Origin of the sequence: Testudinibacter sp. TW-1, assembly GCF_050613185.1 — a bacterium.
In the GTDB taxonomy this organism is placed as follows: domain Bacteria; phylum Pseudomonadota; class Gammaproteobacteria; order Enterobacterales; family Pasteurellaceae; genus Chelonobacter.
The window spans coordinates 1,268,262-1,282,171 of sequence record NZ_CP192511.1; the positions used below are offsets into that span (position 1 = coordinate 1,268,262).

At 48.1% G+C, this 13,910-nt stretch carries 12 protein-coding genes and 1 tRNA gene; 9 read left to right on the forward strand and 4 right to left on the reverse strand.

Features of this window, described 5'->3' with window-relative positions:
- Positions 1-88: 88 nt before the first annotated feature.
- Positions 89-991, forward strand: a complete 903-nt coding sequence (locus tag ACQ31U_RS06110; RefSeq protein WP_431054173.1) for a LysR substrate-binding domain-containing protein — start codon at positions 89-91, stop codon at positions 989-991.
- Positions 992-1,001: 10 nt separating this feature from the next.
- Here ACQ31U_RS06110 and ACQ31U_RS06115 read toward each other — a convergent pair whose 3' ends face one another.
- On the reverse strand, positions 1,002-1,847 hold the full coding sequence (locus ACQ31U_RS06115; protein WP_431054174.1) for a LysR family transcriptional regulator: 846 nt from the start codon (positions 1,845-1,847) through the stop codon (positions 1,002-1,004).
- Positions 1,848-1,934: 87 nt separating this feature from the next.
- Here ACQ31U_RS06115 and ACQ31U_RS06120 point away from each other — a divergent pair, with 87 nt between their 5' ends.
- Together ACQ31U_RS06120 and ACQ31U_RS06125 are read left to right on the forward strand one after the other, a co-directional pair.
- Positions 1,935-2,360 carry a hypothetical protein gene (locus ACQ31U_RS06120; RefSeq protein ID WP_431054175.1) on the forward strand — a complete coding sequence of 142 codons (426 nt, stop codon included), beginning with the start codon at positions 1,935-1,937 and terminating at the stop codon, positions 2,358-2,360.
- A gap of 167 nt (positions 2,361-2,527) precedes the next feature.
- A tRNA-Ser gene (locus tag ACQ31U_RS06125) sits at positions 2,528-2,617 on the forward strand.
- A gap of 131 nt (positions 2,618-2,748) precedes the next feature.
- Here ACQ31U_RS06125 and corA read toward each other — a convergent pair.
- Complete coding sequence (gene corA, locus ACQ31U_RS06130) at positions 2,749-3,696, reverse strand: magnesium/cobalt transporter CorA (RefSeq protein ID WP_431054176.1); 948 nt, start codon at positions 3,694-3,696, stop codon at positions 2,749-2,751.
- Positions 3,697-4,121: 425 nt separating this feature from the next.
- On the opposite strand from corA, the gene uspA reads away from it, so the two are divergent.
- The 5 genes from uspA (at position 4,122) to galU (ending at position 10,305) form a co-directional block, all read left to right on the forward strand.
- A complete protein-coding gene (gene uspA, locus ACQ31U_RS06135) occupies positions 4,122-4,550 on the forward strand; it encodes a universal stress protein UspA (RefSeq protein WP_431054177.1) in 429 nt (142 codons plus the stop codon).
- Positions 4,551-4,736: 186 nt separating this feature from the next.
- A complete protein-coding gene (gene alaS, locus ACQ31U_RS06140) occupies positions 4,737-7,361 on the forward strand; it encodes an alanine--tRNA ligase (RefSeq protein WP_431054178.1) in 2,625 nt (874 codons plus the stop codon).
- Positions 7,362-7,763: 402 nt separating this feature from the next.
- The gene (csrA, locus tag ACQ31U_RS06145) at positions 7,764-7,949 is read left to right on the forward strand and encodes a carbon storage regulator CsrA (protein WP_431054179.1); all 186 of its coding nucleotides are present in this window, start codon (positions 7,764-7,766) and stop codon (positions 7,947-7,949) included.
- Between the two features lie 18 nt (positions 7,950-7,967).
- Positions 7,968-9,335 carry a phosphomannomutase CpsG gene (locus ACQ31U_RS06150; RefSeq protein WP_431054180.1) on the forward strand — a complete coding sequence of 456 codons (1,368 nt, stop codon included), beginning with the start codon at positions 7,968-7,970 and terminating at the stop codon, positions 9,333-9,335.
- A gap of 82 nt (positions 9,336-9,417) precedes the next feature.
- A complete protein-coding gene (gene galU / locus ACQ31U_RS06155) occupies positions 9,418-10,305 on the forward strand; it encodes a UTP--glucose-1-phosphate uridylyltransferase GalU (protein WP_431054181.1) in 888 nt (295 codons plus the stop codon).
- Between the two features lie 120 nt (positions 10,306-10,425).
- Here galU and ygfZ read toward each other — a convergent pair whose 3' ends face one another.
- On the reverse strand, positions 10,426-11,385 hold the full coding sequence (gene ygfZ, locus ACQ31U_RS06160) for a tRNA-modifying protein YgfZ (protein ID WP_431054182.1): 960 nt from the start codon (positions 11,383-11,385) through the stop codon (positions 10,426-10,428).
- Between the two features lie 209 nt (positions 11,386-11,594).
- On the opposite strand from ygfZ, the gene ACQ31U_RS06165 reads away from it, so the two are divergent.
- Positions 11,595-12,044, forward strand: coding sequence for a DUF302 domain-containing protein (locus tag ACQ31U_RS06165; RefSeq protein WP_431054183.1), 450 nt, complete (start codon positions 11,595-11,597; stop codon positions 12,042-12,044).
- 84 nt (positions 12,045-12,128) lie between these two features.
- On the opposite strand, the gene pckA is transcribed toward ACQ31U_RS06165, so the two are convergent.
- The gene (gene pckA, locus ACQ31U_RS06170) at positions 12,129-13,733 is read right to left on the reverse strand and encodes a phosphoenolpyruvate carboxykinase (ATP) (protein WP_431054184.1); all 1,605 of its coding nucleotides are present in this window, start codon (positions 13,731-13,733) and stop codon (positions 12,129-12,131) included.
- Between the last annotated feature and the right edge of the window lie 177 nt (positions 13,734-13,910).

Genomic DNA, 13,910 nt, shown 5'->3' on the forward strand with positions numbered 1-13,910 from the left:
CGGGCGCAGTATAGTGAAAAAATATTATCGATACTATAGAATAGATCGAATAACATTTATTCCATATTTTATGTGTTAAGAGGCGGATGTGAACCAATTACCTGATTTTGAAGCGTGGGCGATTTTTGCCAAGGTAGTCGAAACCGGCTCGTTTTCGGCTGCGGCGCAAGCCTTGCAGCTTTCGCAAGCCACGGTGTCCAAAGCGATTTCACGCTTGGAAAGCAGAATGAATACCACGCTATTGCAACGGACCTCACGTAAGCTGACCTTGACTGAAAGCGGTTTGGCGGTACAGGAATACGCGAAAGCCTTATTGGCGCAAGGTATCGGCTTGGAAGCGCAGTTACGGGCGGAAGTGAATCAATTACAAGGCAAAGTGCGGTTTGCGTTGCCGATGTCGTTTGGCTTATTGCAAGTTGCGCCGTTGTTAGCGGAATTTAGTGCGCGTTATCCTGAAATTGAGCTGGATTTGCATTTTGCCGATGAACAGCAAGATTTGATTGAAGCGCACTTTGATTTTGCCCTACGCATTGCCAAACTGGATGACTCGTCCTATCGTGCGCGGCGTTTATGTTGCGTGGCGCGCTTGTTGGTCGGCGCCCCGGCATATTTTGCCCGCAATGGCAGCTTGCGCCATCCGAAGGATCTGCCGGCCCACCGCACTTTGGTCTATAACAATGTGAAAAATGTGTGCAGTTGGACTTTTTATCATGCCACGCAAGGCAAATTCACCCAACTGGTTGAGCCGACATTGCAAGCCAATAATGCCGAAGCCTTTTTGCCGGCATTGCTGGCGGGGCAAGGGGTGGCGATTATGCCGGAGTTTATGGTGCGTACGGCGTTACGGCAAGGGCAATTGCAGCAGATATTAGACGACTGGACAATCGAACCGCTTTCGCTGTATTTACTTGCGCCCCCCAGTCCGCTGCGTCCGAAACGGGTGCAATTGCTGATGGATTTTCTGAGCGAGCGTTTGTCGGATCACGCTTGAAAAGCGGCGACTATTCAACCGCTAATTTTTCCGCCAGAAAATCAATAAACGTACGGATTTTAGCACTTAAATGTTCGCGGTTCATATAAGCGGCGTACAGTTTCAGGGTTTTCACCTGTTCGCGATCAAACAGCCGAACCAAGCGCCCGTCCTGCAATTCCGCCTGTATCGCCCACTCCGGCAGGTTGCCGATACCGTGCCCGGCAACAACCAATTCTTTTAACATTAAGGTGTTGTTGCTGTCGGCGATACTGTTGACCGGATATTCGAAGCTGGTGTAATTGGGCGTGACCGCCGGATAGTCGAGTAAATTGTCGTAACGGATTTCGGCATAACGTTGGATAAAGTGCGGTGCGGCAACCCAGTAAAAATGAATATCGCTCAGGGGTTTGACGATAATATTCGGATCAAGGCTGCGATCCACCCGCAGCGCCAAATCAAAGCCTTGGGCAATCAAATCGTTATGTTGGTTATCCAAAAACAGCGACAGTTTGACTTCAGGGTATTGTTGCCGATATTGTTGTAACAAATCGGCAAAGTAAGGGGTTGCCAACCAAATCGGCAAAGTGATTTTCAGCGTGCCGCGCGGATTCACTACCCCTTGCTGCGCGGTTTGGCGGGCTGAATTCAGAATGTCCAATGCATGGCAACATTCGCGGTAATAGTTCTGTCCGATTTCGGTCAAACTTAAATGCCGACTGGAACGGTTGAGCAGTTTGGCCTGCAGACAACTTTCCAGATGGCGTAAGTGTTTGCTCGCCATTGCCGGCGAAATATTCAGATAATCGGCGGCTTTACTGAAATTACCCAGTTCGACCACTTGGCGAAAAACATTCATACTGGTTAAGGTGTCCATGAATTGATTTCCTGAGAAGAAACAAACAAAATAGTTAACGGCAAGAATATCGGGATTTAGGCGGATATTCAATCAAAGTAAAGGAAAATGATGAGTCGATTGTTGATGATAACCACACAAACTGCCGCACGGCAGCCCGCGTTGACCGCTTGCCTGTGGCATTTTCGGCAGCGGACGCGACGGCAATGGGCAAATACGGAGCTGATCCGACAAACGCTCACACAGCATAATATGGCGGAATGCATTATCCAAACGCGTATGGCGGATTATCTGGCATGGGGATTGTGTCCGCCCGATTTGCAAGCGGGCAGCCACTGGCGTATTTATTTACAGCAGTTAACAGCGCAGGCAGAGAAACCGCACTTGAGCTTGTTTATCAGCGGTTTTTCAACAGAGGACACGCATGTTCTCGGGCAGCGGCTAGCGGCACAAGGATTTCGTCAGATTGCTTGGATCGACACCGACAATGACGCCTTGGCGGCACAACAATTAGATGAGCTGATGGCGTGTTGAGCATAGGCGGAAAGCCGCCATGAAATACTGATGATTGCCGGCGGACGCTAAAAATCGGGCAAAGTGCGGTATTAATCAGCGAACGGTGCGGCTTTTCCGAAAAAATACTTGACGAAAAGCTGATAAATCCCTATAGTTTGCGCCCTATCAGCAGCAAATATCATCACGGTGAGATGTCCGAGAGGCTGAAGGAGCACGCCTGGAAAGTGTGTATGCACGAAAGTGCATCGAGGGTTCGAATCCCTCTCTCACCGCCATCTGTCTTCGATTTCCTTGATTTCAATCCCAAGAACAACAAGTTTGTCTACCATGCCTATTTCGTGGCGCAATAAACGCAAAAACCGCACTTTGCAGTACGGTTTCCGTTTAGTTTAAATTGCCGATGAAATTACAACCAGCCTTTGCGTTTAAAATAGAAATAAGGCGCAAGTGCGGCGAGCAGCATTAAGCCGAGCGCCATCGGATAGCCGAAAGTGAAGCCCAGTTCCGGCATCTCTTTAAAGTTCATGCCGTAGTTGGAGGCGACCAGCGTCGGCGGTAGGAAAATCACCGACACCACCGAGAAGATTTTGATAATCCGGTTCTGCTCGATATTGATAAAACCCATTGCCGCCTGCATTAAGAAGTTGACTTTTTGGAACAACGATTCGTTGTGCGGTTGCAAGGATTCGATATCGCGCAGCACTTCGCGCGCTTGCTCCAATTGGGTTGCCGGCAAGCGGGTTTTGCGCACCAAAAAGCTTAACGCACGCTGGGTATCCATTAAGCATAACCGCACTTTCGAGCTGGCATCTTCTTGCTCTGTCAGGGTGGAAAGGGCTTTGTCAAAGGCTTCGCCCTGTTTGCCTTCCAAAATCACGCGGCTTAACTGTTCCAAATCGGCGTAAATGGTTTCGATGACATCGGCGAGCTGTTCGATTTTGGTTTCGAACAGATCCAGCAGCAATTCGTAGGCATTACAGGCTTCCAATTTCTGAATGCGCGAACGCATGCGGTATAAACGAAACGCCGGCAGTTCGCGATCGCGCAAGGTAAACAAGCGGCCGTCGCGCAGGGTGAACGCCACGGTCGAAATCGCGGCGTAATCGTCTTCGTCTTCACAATAGAAGAAAGAGTGTAAGTGCAGCCCGTCTTCGTCTTCGAAGAAACGCGCCGACGCTTCCAAATCTTCTAATTCCAGATAACTGGCAAGGCTTTGTCCCAGCCCTTGTTGCAACACGTCGCGTTCTTCGCTGCTGGGATCAATCAGATCGATCCAAATGGCAGAGTCTAAATTTTGGCTGGTTTCGTCAATCCGAACCAGACGGGCGTTGTCCAATGCAAAAGCACCAATCATATTTCATACTCCCGATGGGTTTATGAACACGCAATGAACAAATTAAGATTCCGGTAATTAACCGCAATAGGAAAAGCAGAAAGTTTCATACTTGTCCGCGATACGTGCACCGGCAAGTCTGAGAAAATGAGGGCAGGTATCAAGCGTAAGAATTAAGCCGGCATCGACTATGACTGTCCAAAGTGTGTGTCCTCATATTATTAAATCGTGCGAATCTTACGCCCTACGCTTTTAAAGGTCAAGTCATAATATCGCGGCAATGCCGGCCCGGATTGTTTATCTGCTAAATTTTTTAATAAGCAAAATAATAATTTGTGATCTGGCACAAGCTCTTTTGTATTGCATAGTGCTATTATTCAGTCAGCGTTAGGTGTATTGTTGATATGAAATATTTACTTATCTGATAAGTAATATAGGAGGCGATTATGTACAATCACATTTTGGTAGCCGTAGATTTGTCCGAAGACAGCCCGGTTCTGTTGAATAAAGCGGTGGATATTGCCAAGCGACATCAGGCAAAACTGTCGCTGATCCATGTCGATGTTAATTTTTCCGATCTTTATACCGGGCTGATTGATATCAACATGGCAACGATGCAGGATCGAATCTCGGTGGAAACTCAAGAAGCCTTAAACAAACTGGCTGCTTCCGTAGATTATCCGATTTCGGAAAAACTGAGCGGTACCGGCGATTTAGAGCAGGTACTGAAAGAAGCGATTAGCAAATACAAGGCAGATCTGTTGGTGACAGGGCACCATCAGGATTTCTGGAGTAAGCTGATTTCATCGACACGGCAAGTAATGAATTCAATCACCATTGATATGTTGGTTGTGCCGCTGAAAGATGAAGAATAATATTTGATTGCTGACCGCACTTTGTCAAAAAACGGGCAAAGTGCGGTTTTGTCTGCCTAATGAACGGCATAATTTGCCGACAACCGCACCGACCCCCGCATAAAGCCATTCCCCACGCCTATTTTTTATGCGAAAATAGAACACTTTTATCAATAACAAGTTGTTATCGCATAGGATTAAACAAGCATGAAAACCACCGCAGACATCAGACGCGATTTTTTGCGTTTTTTTGAAACCAAAGGACACCAAATCGTCGCCAGCAGTTCGCTGGTGCCGGAAAACGATCCGACCCTGCTGTTCACCAACGCAGGCATGAACCAGTTTAAAGACGTCTTTTTAGGACAAGATCAACGCAGCTATAAACGTGCCACCAGTTCCCAACGCTGTGTGCGTGCCGGTGGGAAACACAACGATTTGGAAAACGTCGGCTACACCGCACGCCATCACACCTTCTTTGAAATGCTGGGCAACTTCAGCTTCGGCGATTATTTCAAACATGATGCAATCCAATTCGCATGGGAATTTTTGACCTCGGCACAATGGTTGAACCTGCCGAAAGAAAAATTGTGGGTCACGGTGTATGAAAGCGATCAAGAAGCCTACGATATTTGGAACCAAATTGTCGGTGTGCCGGCGGAGCGGATCGTGCGTATCGGCGACAACAAAGGCGCGCCGTATGCCTCGGATAACTTCTGGCAAATGGGCGACACCGGCCCGTGCGGCCCTTGTACCGAAATTTTCTATGATCACGGCGATCACATTTGGGGCGGGCCTCCGGGGTCGGCGGAAGAAGACGGCGACCGTTACATCGAAATTTGGAACGTGGTATTTATGCAATATAACCGCCAAGCAAACGGCGAAATGTTGCCGTTGCCGAAGCCGTCGGTCGATACCGGCATGGGCTTGGAACGGATCAGTGCGGTGTTGCAACATGTCAATTCCAACTACGAGATTGATATTTTCCGCCGTTTAGTCAGCAAAGCGGCGGAAATTATCGGCGCGGTCGATTTGAAAAGCAAATCGCTGAATGTGATTGCCGATCATATCCGCTCTTGCGCTTATTTGATCGCCGACGGCGTGATCCCGTCCAACGAAGGGCGCGGTTATGTGCTGCGTCGCATTATCCGCCGCGCGGTGCGTCACGGGCATTTATTGGGCGCAAAAGGCGCGTTTTTCTATCAATTAGTGCCGACCTTGATTGAGGTGATGGCGGAAGCGGGTACGGAATTAAAAGCCCGGCAAGCGCAAATTGAAAAATGGCTGCGTCAAGAAGAAGAGCAGTTTGCGCGCACCCTTGAGCGCGGTTTAATCTTATTAGACGAAGCCTTAAGCAAAGTAGAAAACAATATGTTATTGGGCGAAGTGGTATTCAAACTGTACGACACTTACGGCTTCCCGTACGATTTAACCGCCGACATTTGCCGCGAAAAAGGGATCGCCATTGACCAAGCCGGTTTTGATCGTGCGATGGAAGCGCAACGCCAGCAAGCGCAAGCGGCAAGCAATTTCGGCGTCGATTATAGCAATGTGATTACCGTTGAAGGAGAAACCGCCTTTGAAGGCTACACTGCCGCCGAGAGTTTGGCGAAAGTGACCGCACTTTTCCGTGACGGCAAAGCGGTGGATTCCATTCAAGCCGGGCAAAGTGCGGTGGTGGTACTGGAAAACACCCCGTTCTACGGCGAATCGGGGGGACAAATCGGCGACAGCGGGCGTTTAGAAAGCCAAAGTGCGGTTTTTACAGTTAAAGATACGCAAAAATACGGCAAAGTGTTCGGGCATATCGGTGAATTACAACAGGGCGAGTTGAAAGTCGGACAGAGCCTGAATGCGGTGGTTGATAGCGCGCGTCGCGATAAAACCGCACTGAACCACTCGGCAACACATTTATTGCATGCGGCATTGCGCCAAATTTTAGGCACGCACGTCAGTCAAAAAGGTTCGTTGGTATCCGACAGCATTTTACGTTTCGACTTCGCACAGTCGGAAGCGATCAGCAAAGCACAGCTCAATCAAATTGAAGATGTGGTCAATCAGCATATCCGCGCCAACTATCCGGTCATCACCGAAATTATGGATTTAGAGGCGGCGAAAGCCAAAGGGGCGATGGCGTTGTTCGGTGAAAAATACAGCGAACAAGTGCGGGTGTTGTCGATGGGCGAGTTCTCCACCGAACTGTGCGGCGGGATCCACGCTAAACGCACCGGCGACATCGGTTTGTTTAAAATCGTGTCCGAAGGCGCGATTGCGGCAGGGATTCGTCGGATTGAAGCGCTCACCGGCGCGAATGCGATTAACTGGCTGCACCAGCAGCAAGCGGTGTTGCAACAAAGTGCAGAGCTGTTGAAAACCGATGGCAGTAGCTTGGTGGAAAAAATCCAACAACTGCAAGCACGCAATAAACTGGCGGAAAAAGAGCTGCAACTGCTCAAAGAAAAAGCGGCGCAACAAGCGGGGAGTGATTTGGCGAAACAGGTTGAAACCATCAACGGTGTGCACGTGTTATTACAACGGTTGGACGGCGTAGAAGCAAAATCGTTACGCGTCATGGTCGATGACCTGAAAAACCAACTGGGTTCGGCCGTTATTGCTTTTGCTTCGGTAGCGGACGGCAAAGTCAATCTGATTGTCGGCGTAACCGCGGATTTAACCGCCAAAGTTAAGGCCGGCGAACTGGTCAATCTCATGGCGCAGCAAGTCGGCGGCAAAGGCGGTGGTCGCCCTGATTTGGCAATGGCCGGCGGTTCCCAAGTTGAGAATGTGGCAATTGCGTTGGCCGCGGCAAAAACCAGCTTAGAAAATCAGTTATAATTTCCAATAATCTTAAAAACGGAGCACTTGCTCTGTTTCAAGCGGATGACAAAGTCTCTTTCTCTAATCATTTCCCTCCCTCCGTATGCGGAGGGAGGTGTCCGAAGGACGGAGGGAGGCATAAATCATTTTAAAAATGAATATGTTGCATTTTCATATTACCCCTCCCTCCCCATTTTTCTTACGAAAAATGGTACTCCCTCCGCACGCGGAGGGAGAGAAGTAAGTTTGTCAGCAATCTGAAGCGGGGCGCTTGCCCTGTTTTATTTTGTGTGCTACCGCACATTTTCCGGTTTTTCCAGTCACTTTTTTTAATAAAATAAAGTATTATCAATATATGTTATTTTTCAAAAATAAATATTTTATAGTGACTGAGCCAAGCTATTCTGTAGGAGGTGGGACATGCTGATTCTGACAAGGAAAATCGGTGAAAGTCTGTTAATCGGGGAAGACATCTCGATCTCTGTTCTCAGTGTTCGTGGTAATCAGGTCAAAATTGGAGTTGACGCTCCAAAAGATGTCTCAGTACATCGGGAAGAGATCTATCAGCGTCTAAAAGAAGATGTTGTAGAAGAAAAAGTTGATTAATAATAGGGAGTTATATCAATGGCAAAATTAACCTGTTTTAAAGCTTATGATGTGCGTGGTCGTTTGGGTGACGAATTAAATGCCGATATCGCTTATCGTATCGGACGTGCATTTGGGCAATTTCTGCAACCGAAGCGCGTCGTGGTCGGTGGTGATGTGCGTTTAAGCAGCAAAGAACTGAAAAGCGCGCTGACTAACGGTTTGTTAGATTCCGGCGTTGATGTGATCGATTTGGGCTTGACCGGAACCGAAGAAGTCTATTTCGCGACCTCATACTTGAACACCGATGGCGGAATCGAAGTCACCGCCAGCCATAATCCGATGGATTATAACGGTTTGAAATTTGTGAAAGCCGGTTCGCGTCCGATTAGTTCTGACAGCGGTTTAGGTGACATCCAACGCTTGGCAGAAGAAAACAATTTCCCGGAAGTGGCTCAACGCGGCGAGTATAAACAGCTTTCGGTGTTGAAAGAGTATGTCGATCACTTATTAACCTACGTGAATCTGGACAACTTCAACAAACCGTTAAAATTGGTCATCAATTCCGGTAACGGCGCAGCAGGGCATGTGATTGACGAATTGGAAGCGCGCTTTAAAGAGAAAGCGCCGCTAGTCAGCTTTATCAAAGTGCATAACGAGCCGGACGGCAGCTTCCCGCACGGTATCCCTAACCCGATTTTGCATGAAAACCGCCAAGATACCATTGATGCGGTGTTGGCGAACAAAGCGGATATGGGGATTGCCTTTGACGGCGACTTCGACCGCTGCTTCCTGTTTGATGAAAACGCCACCTTTATCGAAGGTTACTATATCGTCGGTTTGTTGGGACAAGCGTTCTTAGCCAAAAATCCGGGGGCGAAAATTATTCTGGATCCGCGTTTAATGTGGAATACGGTTGAATTAGTCGAAGACATGGGCGGCGAAGCGGTCGTATCCAAGTCCGGACACTCGTTTATCAAAGAAAAAATGCGTGCGGTGGACGCGATCTATGGCGGCGAAATGAGTGCACACCACTATTTCCGTGATTTCTTCTACTGTGACAGCGGTATGATTCCGTGGTTGTTGGCGGCAGAATTACTCTGTACCACCGGCAAGAGCTTAGGACAGCTGGTCGGCGACCGTCTGAATGCCTATCCGTCTCCGGGCGAAATCAACAGCAAACTGACGGATGCGCCGGCGGCAATTGCGCGTGTGCGCGCATTCTATGAGAAAGACGCGCTTGCAGTGGATGAAATGGACGGTATCAGCATTGAATACCCAACTTGGCGTTTCAATCTGCGCAGTTCGAATACCGAACCGGTGGTGCGGCTAAATCTGGAAACCCGCGGCGATAAAGCGTTAATGGAAGAGAAAACCGCCGAGATCTTAGCCTTACTTCGCGCCTAGTTTTCCGCTACAATAAACACCGTTTTGAAGAATACCAAAACGGTGTTTTTCTATCTGCAAATAATAAATGAAAGGACTTTCCATGAAAGCGATTATCCCCGTAGCCGGATTAGGCACGCGTATGCTGCCTGCCACCAAGGCCATTCCGAAAGAGATGTTGACCATCGTTGATAAACCGTTGATTCAATATGTGGTCAGCGAATGTGTTCATGCCGGGATTAAAGAGATCGTGCTAGTGACCCATTCGTCGAAAAACTCGATCGAAAACCATTTTGATACTTCTTATGAACTGGAGTCGATGTTGGAAAAACGGGTGAAGCGTCAGTTGCTGGAAGAAGTGCGTTCGATTATTCCGCCCGGTGTGACGATTATGCACGTGCGTCAGGGGCACGCAAAGGGTTTAGGACACGCAGTATTGTGTGCTAAGCCTTTGGTTGGCGATGAGCCATTTGTAGTGGTGCTGCCGGATGTGATTCTGGCGGAATTCAGTGCCGATCAAAAAACCGAAAACTTGGCGGCAATGCTGAAACGCTTTGCTGAAACCCAAACCAGCCAAATTATGGTCGCACCGGTTGCGCCGCAAGAGGTGAGTAACTACGGCATTGTCGATTGTAATGGCGTTGAACTGAGTGGCGGCGCAAGTGCGGTCATCAACAATATCGTGGAGAAACCGAGCATTACAGAGGCGCCATCAAATTTATCGGTGGTCGGACGCTATGTTTTTTCTGCTTCTATTTGGAGTTTATTGGCAAAAACCCCGGTCGGCGTCGGTGATGAAATTCAACTGACCGATGCGATTGATATGTTAATCGCACAAGAAACGGTAGAAGCCTTCCATATGAGCGGTAAAAGTTTCGACTGCGGCGATAAACTGGGCTATCTGCAAGCGATTGTGGAATACGGCACGCAACATCCGAAATTGGCAAACGAATTTAAACGGTATTTAAAACAGTTTGCCGATACGTTGTAATTACTAAAACGCTTGGGTATATTTAGTCATAAAAATCTGCACCTTAGTCAGTTGGTTTTGGAGTCCAACTTTTGGGGTGCAGATCAATTGAGGGCGTTTTGTTTATAGCGTATGGTTGACCTAGCTTTCCGTTTCTTCTAAAGCATAAGGCAACGGATACAAACACAACGGCTGTGCGTTTGCTTCGCGTAAACGGAATTGTTGATGGGATTCGCTGTCATTTGCCAGCACCACTTGTAACCACAATACCTTATTATGTTCAACGAAATTCACCACTGCGCCGGTTTTGCGCCAGTTGTTTTCTAACCGCACTTCGATTCCCTCACCTAACGAAGGCTTGCCATCGGCTTGTCCGACCAAGGTAAACAAGGCGCGTTTGTTTGCGCCACGGTATTTGGCGCGGGCGATGGTTTCTTGTCCGATATAACAGCCTTTATGGAAGGAAACGGTTTGTTCCAGCAGCTGCAAATTAAGGGCTTGCGGAATAAATTGATTTTGTGTTTCTGCGCTCAACACCGGCACGCCGTCTTGAATATCGAGCAAATCCCACGCATTTTCGGTTTCGGTAAGGGTAATGCTCGGGTTTTGCCGGCTAATCAACAGCCAACGTGGTTGCGCACGTTCGATATAAACCAGAAGTTCGCCATTTTGTTCAAGCAGCGGATTCTCTGCATTGGGTAATGGCGAGCCGAAAGTGGATAGTGCTTCGGCCGCCTGCACCCCGGCAAAACCCAGTAAAGTGCGGTCATTGACTTCACTAAAACTGACGTTGGAGAACACGGCATATTTTTTCAGTTGCTCCAATGCAATCGGTAACAACGCCTTGCGGATAATAAAATAGAATTGGGTTTGACTTAAACGCAGCAGACGGAAAACCGACCACACTTTGCCTTTCGGATCACAATGGGCGGTTAAGGTTGAATGCCCGATCGCCAGTTTGCTGACATCGGTGGTTAATTGCCCTTGCAGGAATGTTTCGCTATCCTCACCGTTCACTTCCAGGAGTCGAAATTGGTTTAGCGGACAAATTATCTTCGGGTTGCTATCGGTCAGGCGCGGATATTGGCAATGTGCAATCATATTTGGCTCTCACAGTGTTGTCAAAACGGTTATCAAGTGCGGTTTCGGGGTATTTTATACCGATTTAACGCAAGACGCTATCCGTGTTATTGCGAATTATTCGCGCTTAAATTGAGATCAAATCTTAAATTATTGGTTTTTTATCACAAGTGTGCGGCAGTTATTAGGCTTATGCTGAAATTCTATGATCTGTTTTAAAGGAGAACACAATGAAATTGAAAAAAACACTCGCTTTGGCTACGGCAATGTTGCCGGTGTTGGCACAAGCCGAATTGGCGGATAACGGTTTGTTAACGGTTGCCAGTCAATATGACGCGCCAAAAACGGTGCAGTTAATTGAAAAAGCGGTCACCGACAAAGGCATGACGATTTTCGGTGTCATTGACCATCAAAAAGCGGCAAAAGATCACGATTTAACCATGCCGGCGGCAACGGTGATTTTATTCGGCACCCCGAAAGCCGGTACGCCGTTGATGATTCAATCGCCAACCTTGGCAATTGATCTACCACTGAAAGCCTTGGTTTGGGAAGATCAAGCCGGTAAGGTTTTTGTCTCGTTGAACAAAGCGGAATTTTTAGGGCAACGTCACGGCGTGCCGGCGGATATTTCGAAAAAATTATCCGGGGCGGAAACCTTAATTCCAAATAGCGTGAAGTAATCACAGCGTAACGAATTGCTCCCAATAAAAAACCGCACTTTGCATACAAGATACAAAGTGCGGTTATTATTTTAAATCAACAGATTACGCTTTCGGACCTGCCGCAACCAAGGCTTTGCCTTCGTCGTTATCGGTATATTTGTCGAAGTTTTTGGCAAAACGTCCTGCCAAATCTTCCGCTTTCGCCTGCCATTGGGCTTTATCGGCATAGGTATCGCGCGGATCCAAGATTGCAGGATCAACGCCCGGAAGTGCGGTCGGAATCGCCAAATCGAAGATTGGTAATTGTTTCATTTCCGCTTTTTCAATCGAACCGTCTAAGATTGCGTCAATGATACCACGGGTATCTTTGATGGAAATCCGTTTGCCGGTACCGTTCCAGCCGGTGTTGACCAAATAGGCTTCTGCGCCGGAGGCTTGCATGCGTTTCACCAGCACTTCCGCATATTGGGTCGGGTGCAATGACAAGAATGCCGCGCCGAAGCAAGCCGAGAAGGTTGGCGTCGGTTCGGTGATACCGCGCTCTGTACCAGCCAATTTCGCGGTGAAGCCGGACAGGAAGTAGTATTGGGTTTGCTCCGGAGTCAGTTTGGAAACCGGCGGCAACACGCCGAACGCATCCGCAGTCAGGAAGATCACTTTTTTCGCATGTCCCGCTTTGGAAACCGGTTTAACGATGTTTTGGATATGATAAATCGGGTAAGAAACACGGGTGTTTTCGGTTTTCGAACCGTCGTTGAAATCGACTGTGCCGTCTGCCAACACCACCACGTTTTCTAACAAGGCATCACGTTTGATTGCACGGTAAATATCCGGCTCGGCTTCTTCCGACAGGTTGATGGTTTTGGCATAGCAACCGCCTTCGTAGTTGAACACGCCTTCATCGTCCCAGCCGTGCTCGTCATCACCGATTAAACGGCGTTTCGGATCGGTGGACAGGGTGGTTTTACCGGTGCCGGACAAGCCGAAGAACACCGCGACATCACCGTCTTCGCCCACATTGGCGGAACAGTGCATGGAAGCCACGCCTTTTAACGGCAGGAAGTAGTTCATCATCGAGAACATGCCTTTTTTCATTTCGCCGCCGTACCAAGTACCGCCGATCAACTGCACGCCTTCGGTCAGGTTAAACGCCACAAAGTTTTCGGAGTTCAAGCCTTGTTCTTTCCAGTTCGGATTGGTGGTTTTCGAGCCGTTCAACACAGTGAAATCCGGTTTGAAATTTTTCAGTTCTTCTTCGCTTGGGCGAATAAACATATTTTTCACGAAATGCGCCTGCCATGCCACTTCGGTCACGATCCGCACCGCTAAACGAGTGTCCGGGTTGGTGCCGCAGAACGCATCAATCACAAACAGACGTTTGCCGGACAGCTGATCGGCAACCAATTTTTTCAGGCTCGTCCAAGTGTCTTGGCTCATCGGTTTGTTGTCGTTTTTGGCGTTGTCGCTGGTCCACCACACGCTATCTTTGGTTTTGTCGTCCAACACGATATATTTGTCTTTCGGCGAACGGCCGGTGAAAATCCCGGTATCAACCGCCACCGCACCGGTGGTGGTCAATGTGCCTTTTTCATAGCCTTGCAAACCGGCTTTGGTTTCTTCTTCAAACAAAAATTCATAACTTGGGTTATACACCACTTCGGTGACACCGTTGATACCCAATACTGCTAATTCGTTTGCTACTGACATAATTACCTCGATAAAGTTTATTAAGTTTAAAATTGAAATCCGCAGTTATTGTAGAAGAAAAAATAAAATAAAAATGTTATCTGGATCAAACTATTCAACATCGTTGTCAGAAAAAAAGTGAAAGCGCGCCGAATTTAGGCGCGCTTTTTACGAGAATTATAAATTGCTGTTATGTAA